This window comes from Alcaligenes sp. SDU_A2, from assembly GCF_038237375.1.
GTDB lineage: Bacteria > Pseudomonadota > Gammaproteobacteria > Burkholderiales > Burkholderiaceae_B > Alcaligenes.
The window spans coordinates 3,564,090-3,589,180 of sequence record NZ_CP151273.1 but is presented as its reverse complement, the minus strand read 5'-3'; the positions used below and the strand labels follow the sequence as shown (position 1 = coordinate 3,589,180).

Genomic DNA, 25,091 nt, shown 5'->3' with positions numbered 1-25,091 from the left:
CGGCGGGCCCGGCCCGCCGCAATGCATCTGTAGGAGCAGGGCCATGAATGACCCATTGATTATTGCCGGACAGTCGTACCAGTCGCGCTTGCTGGTGGGCACGGGCAAATATAAGGATTTTGAGCAGACCCGCGAGGCCATCGAGGTCAGCGGCGCAGAAATCGTGACGGTGGCCATCCGCCGCACCAATATCGGCCAGGACCCGGGCGAACCCAGCCTGCTCGACTATGTCAGCCCGCAGCGCTATACCTATCTGCCCAATACCGCCGGTTGCTTTACCGCCGAAGACGCCGTGCGCACGCTGCGCCTGGCGCGTGAATTGCTCGATGGTCACCCTTTGGCCAAGCTGGAGATTTTCGGCGACGCGAATAATCTGTATCCCAATATGCCTGAAACCCTGAAGGCCGCCCGTACGCTGGTTCAGGAAGGTTTTCAGGTGATGGTGTATTGTTCGGACGATCCCATCCAGGCCCGTATGCTGGAGGATATGGGTTGCGTGGCCATTATGCCGCTGGCATCGATCATCGGCTCGGGCATGGGCATCTTAAATCCCTGGAATACGCGCCTGATCATAGACAGTATTTCTGTCCCCGTTCTGTTGGATGCAGGCGTGGGTACGGCATCGGATGCGGCCATTGCGATGGAGCTGGGCTGCGATGCGGTATTGATGAATTCCGCTATCTCCTATGCCCAGGACCCGGTGCGCATGGCGCGCGCCATGAGGCGCGCCGTTCAGGCCGGGCGCGATGCGTATCTGGCTGGCCGCATGCCGCGCAAGGTCTATCAGGCTCAGGCCTCTTCGCCCATGACCGATCTGATTTCGCCGTCGATGATCTAGCCGCGTGCGGGGCAGGGCGTCGCGCGTTGCCGGTGCCAGGTCCGGCTGCACCATACCGGACGGCCTATTTCCCTAGAGCAGAGGAAATAGGATAGTGTGTCGGACTCACAAAAAATACATTCGCACAGAGTGAGGAAGAGGCATGAATTCACGATCCAGCGGCATTATGTGGCGTCAGTTGTTCTTGCGCGGGGTCGATTCGGGTCTGAGCCTGCAAGGCCAGATCCGGCAGATGATGGTTTCCCTGGTATTGGATGGCCAGTTGCCCGAGGATCTGCCCATTCCGTCCAGCCGCGACATGGCGATGATTCTGGGCGTGGCGCGCAACACGGTGGTCATTGCCTACCAGAACCTGGTGGACGAGGGCTATCTGGTGTCGCGCGAGCGCCGGGGTTACTTCGTCAATCCCATGATGCTGTCGGGCCATGTGCCGGTTCCGCCGCCGCCTGCTGCCCTGTCGCAGGGTGATGCGCCGGATTGGGAGCGGCGTTTCCGTTTTACGCCCTCGCGGCAGCGCAATATACGCAAGCGCGCCAACTGGCGCAGTTATCCCTACCCGTTTATTTACGGGCAGTTCGATGCCGATCTGTTCCCTATTGCCGCCTGGCGCGATTGCTGTCTGCGCACGCTAAGCGCGCTGGAGGTCGGCGAATGGGCGCAGGACATGATTCTGCGTGATGATGAATCCCTGATCAAACAGCTGCGCAGCCGCGTGCTGCCGCGCCGTGGCGTTTGGGCGGGCGAGGACGAAGTGGTGTTGACGGTAGGAGCGCAGCAGGCGCTGTACCTGATTGCCGATTTGCTGGTGGGGCCGGATACGCCGGTGGGGATCGAAGATCCCGGGTATCCGGATGCACGCAATATTTTCGCCAGCCGCAGCGACAATCTGGTGCTCTTGCCGGTGGACGAGGACGGCCTGATTCCGGATCAGGCGCTGCATGGCTGCGATTATGTGTATGTCACCCCCAGCTATCAATGCCCGACAACGGTCAGCATGTCGCTGGAGCGGCGTCGGGAACTATTGCGCATGGCCGACGAGTTCGACTTTGTCATCATCGAGGACGATTACGAAAGTGAATACCGCCTGGATGGCGAGCCGCTGCCTTCGCTCAAAAGCATGGACACCAGCGGCCGGGTTATTTACATCGGTAGTTTTTCCAAGCAACTGGCCCCAGGCGTGCGCCTGGGCTATGTGGTGGGTGGTGCCGCTCTGATCGAGCAATTGCGTGCCGTGCGCCGCCTGAGCATACGCCACCCCACGGCCTATATGCAGCGGGTTTTTGCCTTGTTCATGTCTTTGGGCCATCTGGATGCGTTGCTGCGCCGGCGGGCCGCAGTCCAGCAGGAACGAGCCGTCATTTTGATGAGTGCTTTGGATCGGTATTTACCCGGCCTGCGCTATGCGCCCATCCGGGGCGGGGCATCCTGCTGGGTAGAGGGGCCGGCCTGGCTGGACGCGGCCGAACTGGCTGCGCATGCCGAGCGCCTAGGCGTGCTGATCGAGCTTGGAGAGGTGTTTTTCGCCGACGATAAGGCCAATAAGCGGTTTTTTCGCCTGGGCTTTGCATCGATTCCCATGTCGCATATCGAACCTGGAATCGTCCGTCTGGCGCAGGCGTTGCACGACATTGCGCCGGTGCAGCAGCGGGTCTTGGCACGGCCTGTTTTTCTGGACCAATAGATAGCATCCAGCTGGTGCTATGGGGCCGTTTGCGAATTGCGTATCTTGATTGAAACGTCGCTTTAAGTCGAAAAGCTTGAACGATAAACGAGATACTTAATGGAGGAAGACAATGTCCCAACAAGAACAGCATCTGCAACTGCTGCAGGATTTCGGCCAGGCCTGGAACGACCATGATCTGGAAGCGTTGATGAGCATGGTCACCGAGGACTGCGAGTTTCATACCGTGGCCGGCCCCGACGTGCTCGGCACCAGCCACAAAGGCACCCAACAACTGCGCGTGGCATTCGAGCAGGCCTGGATTGCTTTCCCTGACGCGGCCTGGTTGGACGGCGACAGCTTTGTGATCGGGGATCGCGGCGTGTTGGAATCTACTTTCCAGGGCACAGCGGCCGACGGTTCGCGCGTTCAGGCTCGCATGGTGGATATCTTTACCTTTCGCGATGGCAAAATTGCCGTCAAGAATGCCTTTCGCAAGCAGCGTCCCGTACTGCCCGCCGGGAAATGAGTCATGGACCTTGCCGACAAAGAAGTGGGCCGGACCTTGAATGCTGCGACGGCACCCCGGGCGGATTATGATCCTGCCTACGATCCTTTGCTGGACTCCACGCCCGGCCAGGGACGCGACTATGCGCCCAGCTACTGGATAGGCACGGCAGGCGAGCCGCCCGGCGACGATGGCCCGGTGACGCAGGACATGGATGCCGATGTGGTCATTATCGGTTCCGGATTTACCGGCCTGACCACGGCGATTTTCCTGGCGCAGGAATACGGCATCAAGGCGACGGTACTGGAAGCCAACCGCACGGCGTGGGGTTGCAGCACCCGCAACGGCGGCCAGGCCCAGTGTGCCTCCGGACGCTTGAAGCGTTCGCAGTGGATCAGCCGCTGGGGGCTGGACACGGCCCTGAAGATGCACCGCGAGTGTGTCGAGGGCATGGAAAATTTCAAGGAGCTGATCAAAGATATCGACTGCGATCCGCAGCCGGGCGGCCACCTGTATGTAGCGCATCGCGCCAAGGTCATGCCGGCACTGGAAAAAGAAGCCGCGTTGCTGCGCGAGACTTTTGGCTATAACGCTCGCATCCTGGATGCGCAGACGGTGCGCAACGAATGGGTGGGCGACCACGAGGCGCATGGTGCCATGCACGAACCGGAGGGTATCGGCATCCATGCGGCCAAGCTGGCTTTCGGCTATCTGAAGAAAGCCCGTGCCCTGGGTGTAAAGGTGCATCCGGCCAGCCCTGTGCAGGGTTGGGAAACGCGCAACGGCCAACACTATCTGCGCACGCCGGGCGGCGTGGTGCGGGCCCGTGCCGTGGGCGTGGCTACGGGCGGCTATACCGCCAATGCGCTGAACCCGGAGTTTCGCAACCGACTGTTCCCTATTCTGTCGAACTCCATGGTGACGCGGCCGTTGACGGCGGCCGAGATCGAGGCCTGCAATATCCGCACGCATCAAGTCCTGACCGATACCCGCGTGCTGCGCAACTACTACCGCCTGCTGCCCGACAATCGCCTGCAGATCGGCAGCCGCAGCGCCATTTCCGGCCGCGATGCGCCCCAGGAACAATACCGCAGGAGCCTGGAAGATGGGTTGGCCCGCAAGTTTCCGGCTCTCAAGGGCATACAGATTGATTACTCCTGGTGGGGGTGGGTCGATGTCAGTCACGACATGATGCCGCGCATTGTCCAGCCCAATAAAAACGAGACCCTTTATTACGCCATGGGCTATGGCGGCAATGGGGTGATGTATTCGGCTCAGGCTGGGCGTCGTCTGGCGCAGTTGATCGCGGGCAAGGGCGGGGAGCTGGATCTGCCTATTTTTCAATCTCGCCTGCCGTTTCCCAATGTGCGCGAAATGGTGACTTCGGAGGCGTTCGCCCCATTCCGTCGTTTTGGTCAGCGTTTTCTGTATCGCTGGTATTACTTGAAGGATGAAGTTTTGTAAGTTCTCGTGTGCTTTTGCATTGCGCCTCATACCATCAATAAATAAACCTCCCTTGAGGAGGACGGAGACAAGTATGAAATTTGTGCGAAAAATGATTCTGCCCGCGCTGCTTGCGGTGGGTGCCACCCTGGCGGTTCCTGCTGCCCAGGCCGCAGCCTTTAAATTGGCGACAGGCGATGCCGCTGGCGGCACCCAGTTCGAGCTGGCCAAGGTCTTTGCAGAAAACCTCAAGGCCAAGACCAACGGCCAGGCGACGGCGGACTTGTTCCCCAACAGCCAGTTGGGCGACGAACAGGACACCGTGAACAACGCGGCGATGGGCCTGTTGGATTTTTCGGTAGTGGCCATCAATAACATCACGCCGTTTTCCCCGTCCGTCGCTGTGCTGACCTTGCCGTATGTGATTCAGAGTCCGGAGGATGCCCGTCAGCTGACCCAAGGCGACGTCGGCAAGCAACTGACCGAAAACACCATCCGCGATGCACAAGTGCGGATTATTGGCTGGTCGTATTCGGGCTTTCGTGTCCTGACCAACTCCAAACGTGCGGTGGCCAAGCCCGAAGACCTGAAAGGCCTGGTGATCCGCGTTCCCAAGAACGAGCTGATGATCGCCACCTACAAAGCCTGGGGTATCAACCCCAGTCCTTTGGCTTGGTCGGAAACGTTTACTGCCTTACAGCAGGGCGTGGTTGATGGGCAGGACAATCCCTACATCACGGTATCGGCCATGAAGTTCAACGAAGTGCAAAAGTACATCACACCGATCCGCTACCTGTTTTCGCTCGAACCATTGATTGTTAGCGAGCAGGTGTTCCAGTCGCAAAGCCCGGAAATTCAGAAGGCAATCCTGGAAGCCGGCCAGGAAGCGACCGAGCATAGCTTCAAGTATCTGCACGATACCGAAGACCGCATCAAGAAAGAGCTGGTGGCCGCCGGGATGGAAATCACCGAGCCGGCAGACGGCGAGAAAGCCTGGATCGAGGCGGCCCAAACCCAGGTTTGGCCACAGTTCTACGATGCCGTGGGCGGCAAAGAGAAACTGGACGCCGTGCTGGCCTCGCTAAAGCGTTAAGACTGGCAGCCTCGACCCGCTGCGGCGGGTCGGGGGCCCGAGTCCCCCTTCACTGAAAAAAGTTGCAGGAGGTCACCATGAGTCTTAAGCGCGTCTTGATTCATCTGATCAACCACATTGAAGAATACGTTTGCGGCCTGTTGCTGGCTGTTTTCGTGACCTTGTTGTTCGTGCAGATTCTGGTGCGCCAGTTTTTTGCCTATTCCATTCCCTGGGGCGAAGAGGTCGCCACCTATATGTTTGTCTGGTTTGCCTACTTGGGTGCTGTCGTGGCAGCCAAGATGCAGGCCCACAACCGGGTGACTTTTCAGTTCATGTTTTTTCCGCCCATCGTCAAAAAAGTATCCGAGGCCCTGGCCGACCTGATCTGGGTGGCCTTTAACCTGTACTTTGCCTGGCTGGCGTACGACTTCGTGTTCAACCGCATGAATTTGTTCTGGAAGTCCCAGACCACGGGTATTCCCATGAAGTATTTCTTTATGATTTTGCCGATCGCCTTTGTGCTGATGTCGGTGCGTATTCTGTGGAATAACTACCTGACTCTGTTCAGGTCGGTGCAGATTCTGGACCCTGAAAAGGCCGAGATCGAGGCGATCAAGCGCTCGGTCCAGCAGCCCGCTGCCGGTCTGCAAGGAGGCCAGTGATGGATCAGTCCGTTGTCGGTATTTTGTTCGGCAGCTTTGTCGTGCTGCTCTTGATCGGCGCGCCTATTACGGTGTCGCTGGCCGGGGCGGCGATGGCTGCGTTCCTGATTCTGGGCAAGAATCCTATTTCCTTTGTGCAGATTGCCTTTACCTCGGTGGGCAGCTTTCCGCTGATGGCCCTGCCGGCCTTTGTGCTGGCAGGAGCGCTGATGGAGGCGGCCGGCATATCCAGGCGGCTGGTCGATATTGCCGAAAGCCTGGCCGGCCCTATTACCGGCGGCCTGGGTGTGGCGACGGTACTGGCCTGCCTGTTTTTCGGCGCGATCTCCGGGTCCGGTCCGGCTACCACGGCGGCCGTGGGCATGCTGATGATTCCGGCCATGACGCATCGTAAGTATGATCTGCGCTATGCCTCTGCCGTGACTGCATCGGCAGGTGGATTGGGCATCATCATTCCGCCTTCCATTCCTATGGTCATCTTTGGCATTTCCGCCCTGGGCATGGCACCGCCGCCCGAGGCCGTGGCCAAGTATGGCCCGTTTGCATCGGTATCCATTTCCAAGTTGTTTATTGCCGGTGTCATGCCGGGCCTGCTGATGGCCACCAGTTTGCTGGTGCTTAACTACATTATTTCCCGCAAGCAGGGTTACAAGGGCTTGAGCGAGGGTTGGAGCCTGGGCGAAGTCGGGTCGGCACTGCGCCGGGGGATCTGGTCCATTTTGGCCCCGGTCTTTATCTTGGGCGGTATTTACGCCGGGATTTTCACCCCGACTGAATCGGCGGTCGTGGCGATTTTCTACACCTTGTTCGTAGGCTTGTTTATCCACCGTGAACTGACGTTTAAGAATTTGTTCAATTCTCTGCGCACCACGACCTGGATCACGGGGCGCGTACTGCTGATCTTGTTTGCCGCTACGGTGTTCGGGCGCTTGCTGGTCGAGCAGCGCATTCCCGCCACCATTGCCGATTCTTTATTGAGCTGGACCGACAATCTGTACTTGATCTGGGTAATTCTGATCGTATTTCTGCTGTTTGTTGGGATGTTCATGGAGACGCTGGCCGCCATCATGATTCTGGTGCCGGTGCTGTTGCCGGTCACGTATATGTTGGGTGTGGACCCCACGCAGGTGGGCATTGTGGTGATTTGCGCGCTGTCAGTGGGCTTTATCACGCCGCCGTTGGGAGAGAACCTGTTCGTGGCCTCGGGCATAGGCGGGGCATCGGTCGAGTCCATCGTCGGCAAGGCTTTGCCTTTCATCCTCGCGTTGACTGCTGCGATTTTCATCATTGCCTTTGTGCCCGGCATTTCTCTGTGGCTGCCGTCGAAAATGGGGTACTGACATCATGAGCACGGATTTTCGTAAAACCTGGCTGGCCGGTGCCGCCTTGTCCGCAGGGCTGGGCTTGGGGGGCGCGGCCTGGGGCCAGACTGCACCGGCTCCAGAGAACACGCAGGGCGCGCCGGCCGGCATCGAGCAGCGCGTGCAGGACCTGTTGGCCCGTGCCGTTGAGCATGTGCGCCGGAACGGCCCGGTGGCGGTGAATGACTTTAATCGGGATGCCCGCTTCACAGACAAGGATCTGTATGTGTATGCCTTGAGCCGTGACGGCATGATGCTGGCCAGTGGAGGCTGGTCGGCAACGCTGGTGGGCCAGTCCGTGCTGGGAGAGACCGATGCGCGTAACCGGCCCTTTTTCAAGGAAATGCTGGAGCAGGCGCAGCGTCAACCCGCCGGTTCCCTGGAGTATTACTGGTTCAACCCCGCCGAGGGCCAGCCCGAGCTCAAGGTGGCGTATTACCAAGAGGTGGATGGTGTTGTGGTGGCAACGGGTTATTTCCCGGCGCGCGCCACCGAGAACCAGGCCAAGGAGCTGTTGGACGAGGCGGTCAGCCGTTACTTCCAGGACCCGGAGCTGGCCCTGCGGCAGTTCGCCAATCGCCAGGGGGCGTTTACGCGGCGGGATTTATATGTCTTTGTGCTGGATATACCCAGCCGTACTGTTGTGTTGAATGGTGCCAACCGCAGTTTCGACGGTAAACCGGTGACGGACTTCAAGGATCTGCACGGCAAGATGTTTCTGGTGGATATGCTGGCCGATGTGGATCGCAATGTAATCCATGCCATCGATTACGACTGGATGAATCCCGAGACGCGCCGTGTCGAGCGCAAGCGCGCTTTCTACCAGCGCGTGGGCGATGCTTTGATCGGAGTGGGCAGCTATCATCCGGCACAGGCTTCGCCTAAGCCTTGAGCGTTGTTTGAAAACGCGGTTCAACGGGTCGGCAAGCCGTCCGTCTGGTCTTGCCGCCCGTTGAACGGCTTTCAACCGTTATGGCATCGATGATGCCGTGTGCCCCCCAATGGGCAGCCTGCCCGTTCAGGCGTTCCGGCGCAGATAGTCCACGACGGCGTCTGCGTCGCCTTGAAACAGCACACGACCGGCTTTTTGCTGACGTTGGTAGATGTACATGGGGTCGTAGTACTGGATCAGCAGGCCGCTGATCCAGTCGCGATGACCGTCTACCATGCCGCTGCGGCCTTGTTCGGCCAGGGCGGCGTCCATAATGGCCGCCAAGTGATCGTGGCGCTGGTGGCCCAGGCGCTTGGTGATGCGATCCAGGCTCTGGCGCAAGCGCTGGGCATACAGATCGAAGCCGAGCTGTTCGCCGTGAAGGGCGGAAAATTCGGCCCGCAGATTGACCACATAGTCGCGCAAGATGCGTTCGATGCGGTTTTCCAGGCTGTCCTCCAGCCAGACAATGGGCCATTGCTGCATACCGCGATACAGGCCCAGCGGCAGACTGCAACTGCCGATGATCTGGCCTTCGTCCTCCAGCACAAAGCGCTGATGTCCTTGGGCGCGTTTTTTCAGCAGGTCGATGGACAGCCGGTGTTCAAAGTCGATCTGCGCAGGTTGCGGGGTGGCGTGTTTGCCAAAGCTCGATCCCCTGTGGTGCGCGTGGCTTTCCAGATCCAGACTGTGCGCCAACTGTTGGAGCACATCGGTCTTGCCGGTGCCTGTCATGCCGCCCAGGACGGTAAAGCGGGCACTGGCCAGGCTTTGTTCGATATTGTCCAGCAGAAACGTGCGCATGGCTTTATAGCCGCCGATCACGCGTGGGTAGGCCACGCCGGCTTCGGCCTGCAGCCAGGACTGCGTGATCTGCGAACGCAAGCCGCCGCGAAAGCAATACAGGTAGCCCTGCGGGTGGGCCTGGGCAAATTGCGCCCAGGCGTGCAGACGTTCTTGTTTAAGCGGACCGCTGACCAGTCGGTGGCCCAGTTCCATCGCCGCTTGTTGGCCTTGCTGCTTGTAGCACAGCCCGACCCGGCGGCGCTGTTCGTCGTCCATCAGGGGAAGGTTGATGGCACATGGGAATGCGCCTTTGGCAAATTCCACCGGCGCGCGAGCGTCCATCAGCGGCACATCGTTCAGGAAAAGTTCGCGGTACTGCTGGGTATCTGGGCGCATTGGCGGGTGGCGCTGGCGTGCAAAGTCAGCGCCAGGAAAGGTCAGGTCAATCTGAAATGATACTTAATTTATGCCTCTTTGAAACGCTCGCCGTTGTGTATCAGGTGGCCCGTGACGGATTGAGGCCGGTTCAACAGTTGCAGCACCGGGCAGGCTTGCCGGACGGCGGCGTATAACTGCTCGATTTTTTCGGGCGAGGCCGCAGACTCCAGTTCTACCGTGTATTGGATGTCATATGGGTGAATGGGCGTGCTCTCATGGCCGGGCTGGCCTGCGCGTGGGTCTTGCAGTCCCTGGACTTCGACTTCCAGGCGGTCCAGCGGAATCTGAAGATCCGAGGCCTGAATCAGGAAGATATGGGTCAGGCAGCTGGACAGCGAACCCAGCAGCAGCTCGGGCGAAGCGGGGCCCAGATCGTAACCGGCAAAGTCCGATGGGCTGTCGCTGATGACTTGATGATGGCGGATGCGGATGCGGCGCACCCCGCTGCGCCCTTCGGCGCTGGCCCGTGCTTTCAGCACCAGCGGTTCGACCTGAAGCGGGTCGCGGCTGCGCAGTGTATACAGGGCGGCCCGCTTATGGTGTAGATATTCCTGGAGAGTGCTCATGGTCAAGATGCCTTGTAAGGTGGATAGAGAGCCGCATGGGCCCGGTGACAGAACTCAGGATGGCGCGGGGCGATACAGCGGCGGCTCCACGGTCAGCATATCGATGCGTCGCAACAGGGTCTCGGTGCTCGCATCGTTGGCCTGGGCAGGGGCTTGTCCGGGCAGGCACATGCTGTCGGGGCGGGACCAGCCGGAAGCGGCATCGGGCGCAGCCAGGCTGCGCAACCAGCCCTGGCGGTCGACCAGAAACTGGGTGCCGGCCAATTGGTCGGCATGGCGTCCGGCGATCAGGGCGTAGGCATGCCAGGCGGCGGAGGATTGCGCTACGCAGTCCGCCCCGCTGGGGCGGGATGAGACGGACATCGGACTGCGGGACAGGGCGATGGTGAACAGCAGCGGGTCGGGATACAACGGTGGCCCCTGTGTGTCGTAGGCCACGATGCGAAGAATACGGCCGCGCAAACTGTGCAAAGAATCAGCAGCGGCCCGATGGGCGCAGGAAAGAGGCAAATCGGGCGCTTGCAGCGCGTGTTGCCAGCCGCTGTCCTGCCGCGCTTCCGTACCGGCGGCACTAAGCCGCAGATAGTCCAGTATCTGCCAGATAGCCTGATCCGACAGCTCCGCGCCCGCAGCGTGCCAGGGGGCAACGGGGTTTTGGCTCGGGTCGCCGTGGCGCACATGCCAGAGCAGATCGCCCGCAGGGCGGTTGCTAAATAAGCTGGGGCCCAGCAGGGCGGGCCAGCGACCGTCGGGTTGGCGTGTGGGGTTTTGCCCCCCGACGCCGTGGCAATGTAGGCAGGTTTGTTCGTATAGGCCCTGGCCGACGGTGATCTGGTCTACATGCAGAGGATGGAGCGGCTGTCGGAAACTGTCTGGCGTTGCCTGGACCAAGAGCAGCTCGGGGCGTGGCTGTAACCATAGCGTGCCTGCCCCGGTGGCCAGGGCCAGAAGCAAGGCGGCGTTCAGACGATTCTGTATCAGGGTGGCCAGCACAGCGCTCAATCCTACAACTAGCACCAGTATGGATTGCCGGATCTGAGACAGGGCGTGGTAGCTGACGGGAATGTCCGGGTCGGGCCGCCAGGCCAGCGGCCAGGGCGGTTGCAGTGCGGTCAGGCTGGATAAAGGCGGGAACCAGGCGGCTGCCGTGTGCATGCCCAGGCTGGCTAACACTTCCCAGTGACGGGTCGGCGCAAAGACGGCCAGTGCGTAGAGTACGGGCCAACCGGCTGCGGCGAGTGTTGCCAGGAGCAGGCCGGTAGCGGCCATGCGTCTCGGCCGCAGCGGGACGGATCGTTGGCTCAGCCAGGTCAAACCGACAGCCAGCAGCATCGCAATGCCCAGCCAATGCAGCAGGCGCAGAAGCAGTGCGCCCCAGGCCAGAACGATGGAACCGGTCAGCATGAGGCGTGCATCACCATGTCTGGCCCAGTCCCAGCAAGGACAGCACTCGGTGGCGCAATTGCGCCAGTTCCGGATCGCCGCGCTTGCGGGGGTAGGGCTGTGTCACGGCAATATCGTCCAGTACCCGGGCAGGTCTGGACGAAAACACAATAATGCGTTCGGCCATGAACAGGGCTTCTTCGACATCGTGCGTGACCAATAGCGTGGTAAAGCCCGAACGCTGCCAGAGCCGGACCAGTTCGGACTGCATGGTCAGGCGGGTCAGGGAGTCCAGTTTGCCCAAGGGCTCGTCCAGGATCAGCAAGGCTGGATCGTTGACCAGCGCGCGCGCCAGGGCGGTGCGTTGGGCCATGCCGCCCGACAGTTGATGCGGGTAAGCGGAGCCGAACTCTTGCAGCCCGACCAGCTCCAGCGCTTGCGTTACCCGGTGGCCGTGGCTGCGCAGCAGGCCGCGTGCCTGCAGGCCCAGGGCCACGTTGTCGCGCACGGACAACCAGGGGTACAAGGTAGGGTCCTGGAACACGATGATGCGTGAGGGATCGGGACTGTCTATGGCTTGGCCGTCCGCCAGCAGACTGCCCTTTGCGGGCGCGTCCAGACCGGCTGCCAGTCGCAGCAAGGTAGATTTGCCGCAGCCGCTGGGCCCCAGCAGGGCGACAAATTCGCCTGGGCGGATGTTCAGCTGGACATTGTCCAGTACCGGCAGAATGGCTCCTTCCAGCTCGAAATGATGGCTGACCTGCTGTATTTGCAACTCCAGGGCCTGGGTGCCGGCCTCGTGCGTCGTCTCTACCATTTGACCACTCCTTTTTGCCAGGCCAGCAGGCGGTCGCGCACCAGAAACAGCAAGGTGATCAAGCCCGAGAAAACTAGGGCCATGACGATCAGGGCGGCATACATATTGGCGTACGAGGCCCAGCCCTGCGCCCAGGACAGATACCATCCAAGGCCGGATTTCACGCCCATCATTTCGGCAGCGACCAGTACCGAAAAAGAAGCGCCCAACCCCATGAAAAGCCCCACAAAAACATGTGGCAAGGCGGCCGGTATGGCCACGCGCAGGATCAGGAAAGACGGGCGCGCGCCCATAGTGCGGGCCACGTCGTACAAGGCCTTGTCCACGCCGGCAACCCCCGACCAGGTCAGCACGGTAACGGGGAACCAGGTGGCCAGCGCGATCAGAAATACCGCTGCCGCCCAGCCCGACGGGAAAAAGAAAAACGCCATGGGCAGCAGGGCGGTGGAAGGTACCGGTCCCAGAAAGCGCAGAATGGGGTGTACCCAATAGCCCAATGCGCTGGACCAGCCTATGGCAACGCCGGTCAGAAAGCCGGATACCGAACCGATGAGCACACCGTTGAGCAGCAGCCAGAGCGAATTGAACAGGCTGTCCGCCAGGCGCTGCCAATCGCTGCTGTAGACCTCGATCAAAGACTGGGGCGGAGCAAAGAAGGGCGCGGGCAAAACGGGCAGCTTGGCGGTCAGCACTTCCCATACGGCGATGAACAGTCCCAGCGCCAGCAGCCACGGCCCCAGTGTTTCGATACGTTTGCGCAGTGCCAGCACGGTGTTGAACGGCAGGGCGGCCAGGGCAATGAGCAGTCCCAGCGCGATCAGCCCCAGCCCCAGCTCCTGCGCATACCCCCATTGGACAAAGCCGATTTGCTGATCAGGCCAGTGCAGCGTGAGCAGGCCGGCAGCCAGCCAGACTGCCGCTGCTGCTGCGCCGGTGCGCCACAGGCGCGGCCGGGCAAGGTGGCGGTTAATCGGCGTAAAGATGGCCTGGGCCAGTGTGCTTGTTTTAGACGAGGACATTGGGGACCACCTGCTTGGCGTAGTTTTCCAGGTTCAGGCGCGGCGACAGTACATTGATCTGTTGCAGGTCGCGCGCAAAGAGCAGCACTTCACTGCGCAGCTTCTCGCCGGTGGAGGCGTGGCCGTGCGTATGGCTGCGCAGGATGGCCGCCACTCGTTCGGCCGGCACTTTGGAGGGGATGTGGGGAGCGAAGATACGGGCCGTCTCGTCCGGATTGGCGGCGCTCCAGCGCTGGGCGTCGATGACGGCGCGGGAAATGGCCGCGGCGGCCTCGGGTTCGTCACGCACCAACTTGCCCGACAGGCCCAGCACGCAGCAGGCACCGTTGGCGTAGTCGCCTTCCAGATTGGTGGCGATTTCGCGTAGCTGGTGGTCCTCCCGCAGGATGTAGATCAAGGGGTCGTCGCCGGCGATGGCGTCGACTTCCCCTTTGCGCAGCACTTCGCCGAATAGATCCTGGGGAAACTGGTGCCAGTCCACCTGATCGGGTGGGACGTTGACCTGGGCGGCGCGGATGGCAAAGAAATTTTTGACCGGGCTGGCCTGGTCGGTGACTGCCACGCGCTTGCCGCGCAGATCGGCCACGGACTGAATGGGCGAATCCTTGGGCACGAGCAGGCGCATGCAGCCGCCGTGGGTGCCGACGGCCAGTTTGACGTCAAAGCCTTGTTCCAGCGGCTTGAGCCAGCGCAGCGCCATGCCGATGCCACCGTCCGCGTGGCCCGATGCGATGGCCTCCAGCAATTGGTCTGTGGAGCCGCTGAAATTGATGCGTTCCACCTTGATGTTGTACTTGTCGAAAAAACCGCGCTCCAGGGCGACCGATACCGGCGATTGGCAAACGGCGGTCGGACTCCAGGCGATCTTGAATGTTTTGCTGGGGCTGGAAGCGGCGAGCACGCGCGAGCCCAGTATGCCCAGCGGCGCTGCCAGACCGGCCAGGGCGGCGGAGCGCAGCAGCCGGCGACGGCTGGAGGAGGCGGGTGCGTAAGGAGAGGTGGTCATGGTTTGCGGCCTTGCTGTGACGTTTGCGGATTGAGTCCAGAGCGGCTATAGCCATTGCGCCAGACATAAAAATTTGTTTTTTTAGTCTACCTTTGGCACTTCTTTTTTTTGTAGATGAAAAGTCGATAAGTAAATGAGAATAAGAAAATAATTTCCTTATATATCAGTGCTTTGTTTTTTTTTGGTCTTTTTGAAATAAGAATATGGGGGCTTATGAAAATAAATTAATGCTTTTTTCTTGGTTCTTTTTTCAGGGGGCGCTGCGCACACTTACTCAATCCGAACTGCGTGATTGAATTTAAGAAAAAGGACATTTCATGGCTGAGGCTGGACTACCGATCCTGGATCTGCAGGACTTTATTAATGGGTCGGCGACACAGCGCCTGGCCTTTGTACATGCCCTGCGGGAAACGGCGCATGGTGTGGGCTTTCTGTATTTGCGGGGCGTGGGACTGACGCCTCGGCATGAGCAAGACGTGTTCGCGCTGGGACGCCGGTTTTTTGCGCTTCCGCAGGCCGATAAAGATGCCTTGCGCATGGAAAATTCGCCGCATTTCCGGGGTTATACCCACGAGGGCGGCGAGATCACGCGTGGCGAGCAGGATTGGCGCGAACAGTTCGATGTGGGGGCCGAGCGCCCGGCACTGGAAGTGGCTGCGCATGACCCGGCCTGGAAACGGCTCCAAGGGCCCAACCAGTGGCCAGCTGCATTACCCGAACTGAAACCCAGCATTTTGCATGTGCAGGCCACCTTGACCGATGCCGCCCGACATTTGCTGCGGGCGCTGGCGCTGGCTTTGGGGCAGCCCGAACATCAATTCGATGCAGCCTTTGCCGATACGCCGGTCCAGCATGTCAAGTTGATCCGCTATCCCGGTCGTGCGCAGTCCCAGTCCCAGCAGGGCGTGGGGGCGCATAAGGATTCGGGGTGCCTGACCTTTGTGCTGCAGGAAACCCAGAAAGGATTGCAGGTCCATTATCAGGGCCGCTGGATAGACGCACCCCCCATTCCCGGTACCGTGGTGTTTAACCTGGGCGAAGTGTTGGAGATCCTGACGGATGGCTTTTTGCGCGCCACCTTGCATCGGGTCGTCAGCCCCGACAGCGGACAGGACAGGTTGTCGCTGGCTTTCTTTTTGAGTCCCCGCCTGGATGCGTCCCTGCCGTTCTTGACGTTACCGCCCCAATTAGCCGTCTTGGCGCGCGGCGTGGAGCGCGATCCGCGCAACCCGCTAGTGCCGCATACCGGCGAGAACCTGCTCAAAGGACGCCTGCGTTCGCACCTGGATGTCGCCCGGCGATTCTATGCCGATGTGCTGGCCGTCCAGGGGACGGGCCTGAACGGCCCGAGCAGCGCCTACGATTGATTCCTACCTGAAAAAGGCTGTTTTCACCATGAGCATTCAAGAACAAGAGATTCAATGGAAACCGGGCACCGTGGCAGTGCATGGCGGCTATTCGCCGGACCCCAATACCCGTGCCGTGGCCGTGCCCATTTACCAGACCGTGGCGTTTGCTTTTGACAATACCCAGCATGGCGCGGACCTGTTCGATCTGAAAGTCGAAGGCAATATTTATTCGCGCGTGACCAACCCCACCGCAACGGTGCTGGAAAAACGCCTGGCCGCCCTGGAAGGGGGTGTCGGGGCGTTGGCGGTAGGGTCGGGGCAGGCAGCCGTGGCCTACTCGATCCTGACGATAGCCGAAGCTGGCGACAATATCGTCGCGACTGGAGCCTTGTATGGCGGCACATATAATTTGCTGGCCCATACCTTGCCGCAGTATGGCATTCAGACGCGTTTTGCCGATGTCCGTAATCTGGACTCGTTTGCGCCGTTGATTGATGAGCGCACCAAGGCTATTTTTGTCGAGTCTATTTCCAATCCGCTGGGTGTGGTTGCCGATATTGCCCGGTTGGCCGAGTTGGCGCATGCGCATGGTCTGCCGCTGATCGTCGACAATACCGTGGCTACGCCCCATTTGCTGCGTCCCATCGAACACGGGGCCGATATTGTGGTGCATTCGCTGACCAAGTATTTGGGTGGGCATGGCACCAGCCTGGGCGGGGCGATTGTGGATTCGGGCCGTTTCCCGTGGGCCGAGCATCCGCAGCGGTTCAAGCGGCTGAACGAGCCCGATGTCAGCTATCACGGTCTGGTCTATACCGAAGCGTTGGGGGCGGAGGCCTACATTGCTCGCGCCCGCGTCGTGCCGCTGCGCAATATAGGCGCGGCCTTGTCCCCCTTTAACGCCTTTCTGATTCTGCAGGGCATAGAAACCTTGGGTTTGCGCGTCGAGCGCATCGTGCAGAACACAGCCCGGATCGCCCAGTATTTGCAGGCGCACGATAAGGTGGCCTGGGTCAGTTATGCCGGTCTGCCTGATCATCCGGACCATGCGCTGGCGCAGCGCTATCTGGGCGGTTCCGCGTCGGGCATCCTGACCTTTGGCCTGAAAGGCGGACGCGAAGCCGGACCGCGCTTTCTGGATGCGCTGGGCTTGTTTACCCGGCTGGTCAATATCGGCGATGCCAAGTCCCTGGCCACGCATCCGGCCTCGACGACGCATCGTCAGCTATCGGAGCAGGAACTGGCGCGGGCGGGCGTGCCGCAAGAGTCGGTGCGCCTGTCCATCGGCATTGAAGATATCGACGACCTGTTGGCCGATCTGGAGCAGGCGCTGGCGCGGGTCTGATCGTATCAGCGCAATTGTACGGCGTGTTCCTGTTGGCGGACCAGTTCGCCAATAGGCTCCAGCTCCAGGCCTAGTTCGGCGCAGACGGCCAGAAACTCGGCTTCGCCGGACGGCTCCACAGCCACCAGCAGGCCGCCGCTGGTTTGCGGGTCGCACAGCAGATCGATCTGGGACTGGCTGATAGGGGCGATGCGGTGGCCGTAGCTATCGAAGTTGCGGCCGGTGCCGCCAGGTACGCAGCCTTGTTCCAGGTAGTAGTCTATGTCTGGCAGACGCGGCACCCGGGCAACATCCAGCACGGCGGTCAAACCGCTGCCGTCGGCCATTTCCACCAGATGACCCAGCAGACCAAAGCCGGTTACATCCGTCATGGCCTTGACCCCGGCCAGTTGGCCGAAGCGGCTGCCGGGCTTGTTCAGGGTACACATCCAGTCGCGCGCCAGGTTGACGTCCTCGGGGCGCAGCTTGGCTTTCTTTTCGGCGGTGGTCAGGATGCCGATGCCCAGCGGCTTGCTCAGGTAAAGACGGCAGCCCTCGGTGGCGGTGTCGTTGCGCTTCATGCGGGCTTTGTCCACCACGCCGGTCACGGCCAGTCCGAAGATAGGTTCGGGGGCGTCGATGGAGTGTCCGCCGGCCAGCGCGATGCCGGCGGCATCGCAGGCTGCCCGGCCGCCGCGCACCACTTCGCGGGCGACCTCGGGCGGCAGCACATTGACCGGCCAGCCCAGAATGGCGATGGCCATGACCGGATCGCCACCCATGGCGTAGATGTCGCTGATCGCGTTGGTGGCGGCAATGCGGCCAAAGTCGAACGGATCATCCACGATGGGCATGAAAAAGTCCGTGGTCGACACCACGCCGCGTTCGTCGTCCAGACCGTAGACCGCCGCGTCGTCCCGCGAGGCATTGCCCACCCACAGGCGCGGGTCCAGGTTCTGTGCGCCGCTGCCCGCCAGGATCACGTCCAGCACCTTGGGGGATATCTTGCAGCCGCAACCGGCTCCATGACTGTATTGGGTCAGGCGGATAGGAGTGTCCATGGGATGTGTTCACGCAAAGTGGAGGGAAAGTCAAATCATACTCAATTTGCTCGCCTGTGCTCTTGTCGCCTGTGCTCTTGTCGCCTGAGCGGACTGGTCTATCCCTGCGGTAAAGCAGTGGTAGCTGTTGTATTTAAAAGGAAACGATTTTCTTAGTTGACACGATGTGTCATTACGAGAAGAATGTGTCCTGAACAATTCAAATTCAAATAGTTCAGGAGACATCACATGAAGAAAACAGTACGTATGCTGGCGGCCGGGTGGGCGGCTGTCTGGGCTTTCGGGACTGCGCAGGCCGCCGAGTATCCCAATCAACCGTTGCGCCTGATCGTGCCGTTCGGCGCCGGAGGGATTACTGATCTGATTGCGCGTCAGCTGGCACAGCAAATGGGCGACCAGCTAGGCCAGACCGTCATTGTGGAGAACAAGGCCGGCGCGGGCGGCATGATTGCCGCCCAAGCGGCGCAAAGCGCGCGGCCTGACGGTTACACCTTGTTCATGGGTACGGTGGGCACGCAGGTGGTCAATCCCTTGATTGCCAGCCGGGTTAGCTACGACCCACAGGCTTTTGTGCCGGTGGGCATGGTTACCGGATCGCCTTATGTGCTGGCGGTGCGCTCGAATCTGGACGTCAACAACTATCAGGATCTGGTCGATGCCGCCCGGCGCGATCCAGGCAGCCTGAACTTTGGCTCGGCAGGGGTCGGCAGCGCCCCGCACTTGGGAATGGAACTGTTCAAGCTGACAGCCGGGGTCGATGTGCTGCATATCCCCTTCAAAAGCGGCGGCGAGGCGGTCAGTGCGGTCGCCGGCCGTCATGCGGATATGGTGATGGACGCCATTGCCGTGGTCATGCCGCAGGTTCAGGCGGGCAAGCTCAAGGCGTTGGTGCTGGCCAGCGGGCAGCGTTCGCCCGCGGCTCCCGATCTGCCTTCCAGCGCGGACCTGGGCGTGCCGGATCTGCAGATCAGTTCCTGGAATGCCTTGTTCTTGCCGCCCGGCACGCCGCAAACGGTGGCCGACACGCTGGGTGCGGCCTTGCAAAAAACACTGGCCGATCCGGTGTTTCTGGAGCGCATGCAGCAACAGGGCAGCCAGGTCTATGCGGGCACGCCGCAGGAGTATCAGGACTTTATTGCGGCCGAACAGCGCAAATGGAAGAACATTGTGCAGACCGCTCAGATCCGTATCGATTAAGGGGTCGGCCATGTCTCTTCCTGTCCTGGAGCTAGTTGACACCGTCCATTCGGGCAATGGCTGGAAGGTGCGTTTGCTATGCGGCTATCTGGGGCGGTCTGTGCGACGCCGCAGCCTGTCCATCGTGGATGGCGATCTGGAAACCGAGGATTTCCGGCGTATCAATCCCTGGGGGCAGGTGCCGGTCCTGCGCACCGCAGAAGGCCGCTGGCTGGCCGAGTCCGGTGCCATTTTGTGGTATCTGGCCCAGGGCACCGCATTTCTGCCCGCAGAGCGCTTGGCCCAGGCGCAACTGGTGCAGTGGCTGTCGTTTGAGCAGACCCAGCATATGGTCAATCTGGCTCAGCCACGCCTATGGGTACACCTGCGCCAGACCATGCAGCCGGACGATCCGCGGGTGCTGGCCTGGCGGCACCACGGAGAGCAGGCCCTGGCTCATATGGAACGGCACTTGCAGTCAAACCGTTTTTTTGTGGGCGATGGTCCCAGCATTGCCGATGTCGCCTTGTTTCCCTATACCTGCATGGCCGCCCAGGGCGGCTACGAGCTGCAGCCGTACCCGCAGGTGCGCGGCTGGCTGGCGCGCATGCAGGCCTTGCCGGGCTATGTCCCGTTGCTTTGAACCTGCGTATCTTGTTTGTTGAAGGAGTTCACATGAATGACACCATGAGCCTGCCCAAGTCCGTGCTGATCGCACAGTCGCAAAGCCAGATGCAGGCCCAGTTCGAGCTGCCCGAACGTAGTGTGCGCCAAAAACTGGCTCTGACCTGCCGCATTTTGTTCGATGGCGGTCACGATTCGGGGCTGGCCGGGCAGATTACAGCGCGTGGCGAACAGGCTGGCACCTACTTTACCCAACAGCTGGGCCTGGGCTTTGACGAAATCACAGCGTCCAATATATTGCTGGTCGATCAGGATCTGAACGTGCTGCACGGGCAAGGCATGCCCAATCCGGCCAATCGTTTCCATTCCTGGATCTATCAGGCCCGGCCGGATGTTCAGTGCATTATCCACACCCACCCTTTGCATGCGGCTTCCTTGTCCATGCTGGAGGTGCCGTTGGAGGTATCGCACATGGACAATTGTCCGTTGTACGACGACTGTGCCTTCTTAAAAGATTGGCCCGGTGTGCCCGTGGGCAACGAGGAAGGCCAGATCATTGCGCAGGCGCTGGGCGATAAGCGCGCGATTCTGCTCTCGCATCATGGAATGCTGGTGGCGGCGGGCTCCATCGAAGAGGCTTGTGTGTTGGCCTTGCAGTTCGAGCGCACGGCCCGCATGCAGTTGCTGGCCATGTCGGCCGGTCAGATCAAGCCTATCGTGCCTGCCTTGGGACGGGAGGCGCACGATTGGATACTGCGCCCCAAGCGTTCGCAAATCGGCTTTGAATATTACGCCCGACAAGCTTTAAAGCGCCATGCGGATGTTCTTGAGTAGAATAAGGGGCCGAATTTCTTATCGACGTCCCGGCCCTTTGTGGGGCTGTCCCTAGCGGAGCCGGGAGGTCACGCCTCTTGTTTGACCATGACCCATCTTCCTTTCCGGCTGCGCGCCCTGCGCCGTCAACATGGTTTGTCGCTGGAGCAGTTGGCCCAGCGTACCGGCTTGACCAAAAGCTACCTGTCCAAGCTGGAGCGGGCGGTCAGCGCGCCGTCGATTTCGACCGTCATCAAATTGGCCCAGGCCTATGGCATGGGGGTATCGCAATTGATCGGCGAGGCCGATGTCGATCAGGACGAGAGCGTGTGCATTGTGCGCCGTGACGAGCGCCTGCCTTTGCCGGGCCACCGCGGACAGGATGGCGGACGATACGAAGCGATGGCGGGGCGGCGGCGGTTTCGCCTGATGAATCCATTTATTATTTACCCCCCCCACGAAAAGCAGGCGCAGCCGACCATCTTTCCGCATGCGGGTGAAGAGTTCGTGTTTGTGGTGTCGGGGCAGATACAGGTCACGATTGCCGAGCACAGCTTTACGCTGGAAGCGGGCGATTCGGTGTATTTCGACTCCGAACTACCCCATAGCGTGCTGAGCCTTGGCAAGGAGCAGGCCCAGGTACTGGCGGTTACGTGTTCGGAGCGATCCGGTCTGGCAAGAGAAACCGGGCAGAGCGGCGTGATGCAGCCGCAGTGAAGTGGCGGAAAGCAGCAGGAGTCGAACCTACCTGGGAACGTCTGACGCCCCCAACCGGGTTTGAAGCCCGGCCGTGCCACCGGGCACGGATGCTTTCCACGAAGCCGACATCATACTGTAAGGGCTGCGGTGCAGCCTAGTCCGATGCGTTGCGCATACGCGCAAGATGATTACCGCGTCTGTTCTGGCCAGGCTTCGCCACGCAGCACGTGGCGGTCGCGCAGACGGCGGGTGTAGCCGATGCGATCAAAAAACTCCAGGATTTGAATAGCCCGTTTGCGTCCCAGGCCGGTTGCGTCCCGAAATTGGGCGGCGCTGATGCCCTTGCCCGCGTCCTGCTCGGAGATGACCCGGGCCAGGTGCGCGACCTGACGATGGTGGTAAAACAGGTCGTGTACGATCTGGTACAGATCGCCCTGGCGAACAAGCCGACGCAGCAAGGTGCGTACCCGCTCTTCCGGTTCGGTCAGTTCGCGCGCCAGATCGCGCATCCAGGGGGGATCGAAACCGCCCGCCTCAATGCGCGGCAGCAGCTCGGTGGCCAGTGCGGTGTCTTCCGGGCTTAGGCAAATGCGATGGTCTGGGCGATGCAGCCAGGAGCCCTGACGGGCCAGCTGGCCTTCCTGGATCAGGCGTTCGATCAGGACGGCCCAAAGTGTATCGGGCATGGTCGGGGCGGCCATGCGTTTGAGGCGGCTGGCAGACAGGCCCGGCTCATCGGGGTTGCGATCATGAAATTCCAGAACGGTGGTTTCAATACGCGAACAAAGAGCGCGCAGACGATCGCCGTCCATCAGCAGACGTTCGCCCTGTCCACGGCCCGGCTCCAGCCAGAGCGCATCCGGCGGCAGGCTCAGACGTGTCTGGTCACCGCCTGCCAGACGCAGCAAGGTAGATTCAGCCAAGCCGTAAGGGGCCTGTGCCAGCAGGGTGTCTAGATTTGCGCCGCGTGCCCAGCCAGCCAAGGCGTCCAGCCAGGCCAAACGCGCTGGGGCGCGACGCTTGCGGTCCGGGGCATCGGGGTCCAGGATCAGACCACCGCCTACAGTGTCACGGGCCTGGGCATTGCGCAGAATGAAGCGCTCGCCAGTCACCGTGCAGACTGGCTGTTCGAATACCAGTTGGACTTTGCCGGTCTGGCCGGGCTGTAGCGCATCGCCTTGCAGCGGCACCGCATGCGCGGTCAGATGGGCTGCGCCCAGATGCACGTGCCAAGGTGACCAGGCACGCAGCGGACCGTCGGCCTTATCCAACAGAGTCAGTTCTACATCAATGCGACAGGAGGGCGAGAACAGGCGGGCATCGGCCAGCCAATCGCCCCGCGCGATGTCGCGTACATCCAGTCCGCCCAGGTTCAGGGCGCAGCGTTGGCCGGCCAAGGCTTGACGAGCGGGTCGATTTTGGGCGTGGATGCTGCGCACCCGTACGGGTTTGCCGTGGGGCATCAGGCGCAGATCCAGTGGCGGGCCGTCCAGATCCAGCAGGCCGGCATGCACGGTGCCGGTCACGATGGTGCCGTGGCCCGGCAGGGTAAAGACGCGGTCGATGGCCTGGCGGAAATAACCTGCCTGATTGCGCTGCGACGTATGCATGGCGCGTTCGTGCAGGTGGCGGCGCAAGGCATCCACGCCGGGCATGTGTATGGATACGGCATCCACCACAAAAACCGGGGCGTTCTGTAAAAAAGTGTCTTGCGTCAAGGCGGCGACCTGGGCGCGTACCTGCTCGATGCGCGCTGCATCGGCGCGGTCGGCCTTGCTGATGGCGATGGCTCCGTCTTGTAGCCCCAGCAGTTGCAGCACCGCCATGTGTTCGCGTGTCTGGGGCATGACGCCATCGTCGGCTGCCACGATCAGCAGGCCGAAATCGATGCCGGTGGCACCGGCCACCATGGTATGCACCAGGCGTTCGTGGCCGGGCACATCGATAAAGCCCAGCACTTGGCCGTCGGCCAGGGGGGTATAGGCATAGCCCAATTCAATGGAAATGCCGCGTTTTTTTTCTTCTTGAAGGCGGTCGGTGTCCACGCCGGTCAAGGCGCGAACCAAGGTGGTTTTGCCGTGGTCGATATGGCCTGCTGTGCCGATGATCATGTCCGATCCGCGTTCAATTGCGTTGCGAAGGCGGGTTCCTGATTTTCTTCCAGACAACGCAGATCCAGCCACAGCGCGTCCTCGGCGATGCGGCCGATAACCGGTTGGGGCAGGCTGCGCAGCCGGGTCTCCAGATGCGCCAGGTGCCGTCCGGGGCGGCCTGGGCCGAGGTGGCGGATGCGTAGGCCGCAACTGGGCAGCACATCTTCGGGCATGGCACCGCTGCCGATCTGGCTGAACAGTGCGGCGGTTTCCACAACAAAGTCCGTGCCGACCCATGCTTGCAGTACCGGAGTCAGGCGGGTTGCTTGCTTTTGCATGGCGCTGGCCGGGCGGGTGAACAGGCGCAGCGTGGTCAGGCGTTCGGGCAGGTGTTCAGGGTCTCGGTACAGGGCCAGCACCGGTTCCAGGGCGGCCAGTGTCAGCTTGCCTACGCGCAGGGCGCGTTTAAGCGGGTTTTTCTTGATTTTGCGGATCAGCTCGGCGCGGCCTACGATCAGGCCCGCTTGCGGCCCGCCCAGCAGTTTGTCGCCGCTGAAGGTGACGATGTCGGCGCCGGCGGCGATGGTGTCGCGCACAGTGGGCTCGGGCGGCAGGCCCCATTGGGCCAGATCGACCAGGGTACCGCTGCCCAGGTCAACACAGGCCGGCAGCCCGCGTGCGTGCGCGATCTGGGCGACTTGCCCGATATCGATGCTTTTGGTGAAGCCTTTGACGGCATAGTTGCTGCAATGGACTTTTAAAAGCATGGCCGTGTCCGGGCCGATGGCGTTTTCGTAGTCGGCCGCATGCGTGCGGTTGGTGGTGCCGATCTCGATCAGGCGCGCCCCCGCGCGCTTCATAATGTCGGGGATGCGGAAGGCACCGCCGATTTCCACCAGTTCGCCGCGCGATACGATGCTTTCGCGTTGGTCGCTGAGTGTATTGAGCATCAGCAGCACGGCGGCGGCGTTATTGTTGACCACGGTTGCGGCCTCGGCCCCGGTCAGTTCGCACAGCAGCGGTTCGATCAGATCGTCGCGGTCGCCCCGGCCGCCGGTGTCCAGATCAAATTCCAGATTGGCGGGCGAGGTCAGGGCGCGCAGCACGGCGTGCACGGATTCGTCGGGTAACAAGGCGCGTCCCAGATTGGTGTGCAATACGGTGCCGGTCAAGTTATAGACAGGGCGTAGACGGGGCGCATTCCGGGCTGCCAGCCGGGTTTGCACAGTATGCGCCAGAGCGGCTGACGTCAGGCTGGCATGGAGCAGTTGTCCGTTCAAGGCCGTTTCGCGCAGCTCTTGCAGACAGATGCGGCTGATCTGGCTCAGTTGAGTATGACCCCAGGCGCGCAGCAGCGGTTCGAATTCGGGCGAACGCAGCAGGCGATCCAGGGAAGGAATGTCTTTGGCCCCGGCGGGCGCTGCGGGGATAGGGGAGGCAGTGTTCATCGGCACAAGGC

At 61.1% G+C, this 25,091-nt stretch carries 23 protein-coding genes and 1 tRNA gene; 14 read left to right on the top strand and 10 right to left on the bottom strand.

Going from position 1 to position 25,091, the window contains the following annotated elements; translation table 11 throughout:
- Positions 1-43 precede the first annotated feature (43 nt).
- The 8 genes from AADW57_RS16455 (at position 44) to AADW57_RS16420 (ending at position 8,439) form a co-directional block, all read left to right on the top strand.
- A complete protein-coding gene (locus tag AADW57_RS16455; protein WP_341667962.1) occupies positions 44-838 on the top strand; it encodes a thiazole synthase in 795 nt (264 codons plus the stop codon).
- Between the two features lie 142 nt (positions 839-980).
- On the top strand, positions 981-2,519 hold the full coding sequence (gene pdxR, locus AADW57_RS16450) for a MocR-like pyridoxine biosynthesis transcription factor PdxR (protein WP_341667961.1): 1,539 nt from the start codon (positions 981-983) through the stop codon (positions 2,517-2,519).
- A gap of 112 nt (positions 2,520-2,631) precedes the next feature.
- The gene (locus AADW57_RS16445; protein WP_341667960.1) at positions 2,632-3,027 is read left to right on the top strand and encodes a nuclear transport factor 2 family protein; all 396 of its coding nucleotides are present in this window, start codon (positions 2,632-2,634) and stop codon (positions 3,025-3,027) included.
- Between the two features lie 3 nt (positions 3,028-3,030).
- Positions 3,031-4,470 carry an NAD(P)/FAD-dependent oxidoreductase gene (locus AADW57_RS16440; RefSeq protein WP_341667959.1) on the top strand — a complete coding sequence of 480 codons (1,440 nt, stop codon included), beginning with the start codon at positions 3,031-3,033 and terminating at the stop codon, positions 4,468-4,470.
- Positions 4,471-4,543: 73 nt separating this feature from the next.
- Complete coding sequence (locus AADW57_RS16435) at positions 4,544-5,542, top strand: TRAP transporter substrate-binding protein (protein ID WP_341667958.1); 999 nt, start codon at positions 4,544-4,546, stop codon at positions 5,540-5,542.
- 77 nt (positions 5,543-5,619) lie between these two features.
- Positions 5,620-6,186: a TRAP transporter small permease gene (locus AADW57_RS16430; RefSeq protein WP_341667957.1), complete on the top strand. Its 567-nt coding sequence runs from the start codon at positions 5,620-5,622 to the stop codon at positions 6,184-6,186.
- Complete coding sequence (locus tag AADW57_RS16425; RefSeq protein ID WP_341667956.1) at positions 6,186-7,526, top strand: TRAP transporter large permease; 1,341 nt, start codon at positions 6,186-6,188, stop codon at positions 7,524-7,526. The genes AADW57_RS16430 and AADW57_RS16425 overlap by 1 nt, the downstream gene beginning before the upstream one ends.
- Positions 7,527-7,530: 4 nt before the next feature.
- Complete coding sequence (locus tag AADW57_RS16420) at positions 7,531-8,439, top strand: cache domain-containing protein (protein ID WP_341667955.1); 909 nt, start codon at positions 7,531-7,533, stop codon at positions 8,437-8,439.
- A 126-nt stretch (positions 8,440-8,565) separates the two neighbouring features.
- Here the strand turns inward: AADW57_RS16420 and mnmH are convergent, their stop codons facing one another.
- The 6 genes from mnmH to AADW57_RS16390 form a co-directional block, all read right to left on the bottom strand.
- Positions 8,566-9,660: a tRNA 2-selenouridine(34) synthase MnmH gene (gene mnmH / locus AADW57_RS16415; RefSeq protein ID WP_341667954.1), complete on the bottom strand. Its 1,095-nt coding sequence runs from the start codon at positions 9,658-9,660 to the stop codon at positions 8,566-8,568.
- A gap of 68 nt (positions 9,661-9,728) precedes the next feature.
- The gene (locus tag AADW57_RS16410) at positions 9,729-10,268 is read right to left on the bottom strand and encodes an OsmC family protein (RefSeq protein ID WP_341667953.1); all 540 of its coding nucleotides are present in this window, start codon (positions 10,266-10,268) and stop codon (positions 9,729-9,731) included.
- Positions 10,269-10,322: 54 nt separating this feature from the next.
- Entirely contained in the window at positions 10,323-11,672 is a 1,350-nt protein-coding gene (locus AADW57_RS16405; RefSeq protein WP_341667952.1) for a c-type cytochrome, read from the bottom strand.
- 10 nt (positions 11,673-11,682) lie between these two features.
- Entirely contained in the window at positions 11,683-12,468 is a 786-nt protein-coding gene (locus AADW57_RS16400; RefSeq protein WP_341667951.1) for an ABC transporter ATP-binding protein, read from the bottom strand.
- Positions 12,462-13,487 carry an ABC transporter permease gene (locus tag AADW57_RS16395; protein ID WP_341667950.1) on the bottom strand — a complete coding sequence of 342 codons (1,026 nt, stop codon included), beginning with the start codon at positions 13,485-13,487 and terminating at the stop codon, positions 12,462-12,464. The genes AADW57_RS16400 and AADW57_RS16395 overlap by 7 nt, the downstream gene beginning before the upstream one ends.
- The gene (locus AADW57_RS16390) at positions 13,474-14,493 is read right to left on the bottom strand and encodes an ABC transporter substrate-binding protein (protein ID WP_341667949.1); all 1,020 of its coding nucleotides are present in this window, start codon (positions 14,491-14,493) and stop codon (positions 13,474-13,476) included. Before AADW57_RS16390 ends, AADW57_RS16395 begins: the two co-directional genes overlap by 14 nt.
- A 317-nt stretch (positions 14,494-14,810) precedes the next feature.
- Between AADW57_RS16390 and AADW57_RS16385 the strand changes: the two genes are divergently transcribed.
- Both AADW57_RS16385 and AADW57_RS16380 read left to right on the top strand, forming a co-directional pair.
- Entirely contained in the window at positions 14,811-15,860 is a 1,050-nt protein-coding gene (locus AADW57_RS16385; protein ID WP_341667948.1) for an isopenicillin N synthase family dioxygenase, read from the top strand.
- A gap of 28 nt (positions 15,861-15,888) precedes the next feature.
- Positions 15,889-17,187 (top strand): O-acetylhomoserine aminocarboxypropyltransferase/cysteine synthase family protein, encoded by a 1,299-nt coding sequence (locus AADW57_RS16380; protein ID WP_341667947.1) that lies wholly within the window; start codon positions 15,889-15,891, stop codon positions 17,185-17,187.
- Positions 17,188-17,192: 5 nt separating this feature from the next.
- On the opposite strand, the gene selD is transcribed toward AADW57_RS16380, so the two are convergent.
- Positions 17,193-18,227, bottom strand: a complete 1,035-nt coding sequence (gene selD, locus AADW57_RS16375; protein ID WP_341667946.1) for a selenide, water dikinase SelD — start codon at positions 18,225-18,227, stop codon at positions 17,193-17,195.
- Between the two features lie 228 nt (positions 18,228-18,455).
- Here selD and AADW57_RS16370 point away from each other — a divergent pair, with 228 nt between their 5' ends.
- The 4 genes from AADW57_RS16370 to AADW57_RS16355 all read left to right on the top strand — a co-directional run bounded on the left by AADW57_RS16370 (position 18,456) and on the right by AADW57_RS16355 (position 21,557).
- Positions 18,456-19,424 (top strand): Bug family tripartite tricarboxylate transporter substrate binding protein, encoded by a 969-nt coding sequence (locus tag AADW57_RS16370; RefSeq protein WP_341667945.1) that lies wholly within the window; start codon positions 18,456-18,458, stop codon positions 19,422-19,424.
- Positions 19,425-19,434: 10 nt separating this feature from the next.
- The gene (locus AADW57_RS16365) at positions 19,435-20,046 is read left to right on the top strand and encodes a glutathione S-transferase family protein (protein ID WP_341667944.1); all 612 of its coding nucleotides are present in this window, start codon (positions 19,435-19,437) and stop codon (positions 20,044-20,046) included.
- Positions 20,047-20,078: 32 nt separating this feature from the next.
- Positions 20,079-20,861 (top strand): aldolase, encoded by a 783-nt coding sequence (locus AADW57_RS16360; RefSeq protein WP_341667943.1) that lies wholly within the window; start codon positions 20,079-20,081, stop codon positions 20,859-20,861.
- Between the two features lie 87 nt (positions 20,862-20,948).
- Entirely contained in the window at positions 20,949-21,557 is a 609-nt protein-coding gene (locus AADW57_RS16355; protein ID WP_341667942.1) for a helix-turn-helix domain-containing protein, read from the top strand.
- A gap of 2 nt (positions 21,558-21,559) precedes the next feature.
- On the opposite strand, the gene AADW57_RS16350 is transcribed toward AADW57_RS16355, so the two are convergent.
- The 3 genes from AADW57_RS16350 to selA form a co-directional block, all read right to left on the bottom strand.
- Positions 21,560-21,655: transfer RNA gene (locus AADW57_RS16350), tRNA-Sec, on the bottom strand.
- Positions 21,656-21,727: 72 nt separating this feature from the next.
- A complete protein-coding gene (selB, locus tag AADW57_RS16345; RefSeq protein WP_341667941.1) occupies positions 21,728-23,650 on the bottom strand; it encodes a selenocysteine-specific translation elongation factor in 1,923 nt (640 codons plus the stop codon).
- A complete protein-coding gene (gene selA, locus AADW57_RS16340; RefSeq protein WP_341667940.1) occupies positions 23,647-25,080 on the bottom strand; it encodes an L-seryl-tRNA(Sec) selenium transferase in 1,434 nt (477 codons plus the stop codon). The genes selB and selA overlap by 4 nt, the downstream gene beginning before the upstream one ends.
- Between the last annotated feature and the right edge of the window lie 11 nt (positions 25,081-25,091).

What these genes read in the sequence shown, in the direction of transcription:
- AADW57_RS16455 (WP_341667962.1), top strand. Translation starts at nt 44, where the DNA reads ATGAATGACCCATTGATTATTGCCGGACAGTCGTACCAGTCGCGCTTG.
- pdxR (WP_341667961.1), top strand. Translation starts at nt 981, where the DNA reads ATGAATTCACGATCCAGCGGCATTATGTGGCGTCAGTTGTTCTTGCGC.
- AADW57_RS16445 (WP_341667960.1), top strand. Translation starts at nt 2,632, where the DNA reads ATGTCCCAACAAGAACAGCATCTGCAACTGCTGCAGGATTTCGGCCAG.
- AADW57_RS16440 (WP_341667959.1), top strand. Translation starts at nt 3,031, where the DNA reads ATGGACCTTGCCGACAAAGAAGTGGGCCGGACCTTGAATGCTGCGACG.
- AADW57_RS16435 (WP_341667958.1), top strand. Translation starts at nt 4,544, where the DNA reads ATGAAATTTGTGCGAAAAATGATTCTGCCCGCGCTGCTTGCGGTGGGT.
- AADW57_RS16430 (WP_341667957.1), top strand. Translation starts at nt 5,620, where the DNA reads ATGAGTCTTAAGCGCGTCTTGATTCATCTGATCAACCACATTGAAGAA.
- AADW57_RS16425 (WP_341667956.1), top strand. Translation starts at nt 6,186, where the DNA reads ATGGATCAGTCCGTTGTCGGTATTTTGTTCGGCAGCTTTGTCGTGCTG.
- AADW57_RS16420 (WP_341667955.1), top strand. Translation starts at nt 7,531, where the DNA reads ATGAGCACGGATTTTCGTAAAACCTGGCTGGCCGGTGCCGCCTTGTCC.
- mnmH (WP_341667954.1), bottom strand. Translation starts at nt 9,660, where the DNA reads ATGCGCCCAGATACCCAGCAGTACCGCGAACTTTTCCTGAACGATGTG.
- AADW57_RS16410 (WP_341667953.1), bottom strand. Translation starts at nt 10,268, where the DNA reads ATGAGCACTCTCCAGGAATATCTACACCATAAGCGGGCCGCCCTGTAT.
- AADW57_RS16405 (WP_341667952.1), bottom strand. Translation starts at nt 11,672, where the DNA reads ATGCTGACCGGTTCCATCGTTCTGGCCTGGGGCGCACTGCTTCTGCGC.
- AADW57_RS16400 (WP_341667951.1), bottom strand. Translation starts at nt 12,468, where the DNA reads ATGGTAGAGACGACGCACGAGGCCGGCACCCAGGCCCTGGAGTTGCAA.
- AADW57_RS16395 (WP_341667950.1), bottom strand. Translation starts at nt 13,487, where the DNA reads ATGTCCTCGTCTAAAACAAGCACACTGGCCCAGGCCATCTTTACGCCG.
- AADW57_RS16390 (WP_341667949.1), bottom strand. Translation starts at nt 14,493, where the DNA reads ATGACCACCTCTCCTTACGCACCCGCCTCCTCCAGCCGTCGCCGGCTG.
- AADW57_RS16385 (WP_341667948.1), top strand. Translation starts at nt 14,811, where the DNA reads ATGGCTGAGGCTGGACTACCGATCCTGGATCTGCAGGACTTTATTAAT.
- AADW57_RS16380 (WP_341667947.1), top strand. Translation starts at nt 15,889, where the DNA reads ATGAGCATTCAAGAACAAGAGATTCAATGGAAACCGGGCACCGTGGCA.
- selD (WP_341667946.1), bottom strand. Translation starts at nt 18,227, where the DNA reads ATGGACACTCCTATCCGCCTGACCCAATACAGTCATGGAGCCGGTTGC.
- AADW57_RS16370 (WP_341667945.1), top strand. Translation starts at nt 18,456, where the DNA reads ATGAAGAAAACAGTACGTATGCTGGCGGCCGGGTGGGCGGCTGTCTGG.
- AADW57_RS16365 (WP_341667944.1), top strand. Translation starts at nt 19,435, where the DNA reads ATGTCTCTTCCTGTCCTGGAGCTAGTTGACACCGTCCATTCGGGCAAT.
- AADW57_RS16360 (WP_341667943.1), top strand. Translation starts at nt 20,079, where the DNA reads ATGAATGACACCATGAGCCTGCCCAAGTCCGTGCTGATCGCACAGTCG.
- AADW57_RS16355 (WP_341667942.1), top strand. Translation starts at nt 20,949, where the DNA reads ATGACCCATCTTCCTTTCCGGCTGCGCGCCCTGCGCCGTCAACATGGT.
- selB (WP_341667941.1), bottom strand. Translation starts at nt 23,650, where the DNA reads ATGATCATCGGCACAGCAGGCCATATCGACCACGGCAAAACCACCTTG.
- selA (WP_341667940.1), bottom strand. Translation starts at nt 25,080, where the DNA reads ATGAACACTGCCTCCCCTATCCCCGCAGCGCCCGCCGGGGCCAAAGAC.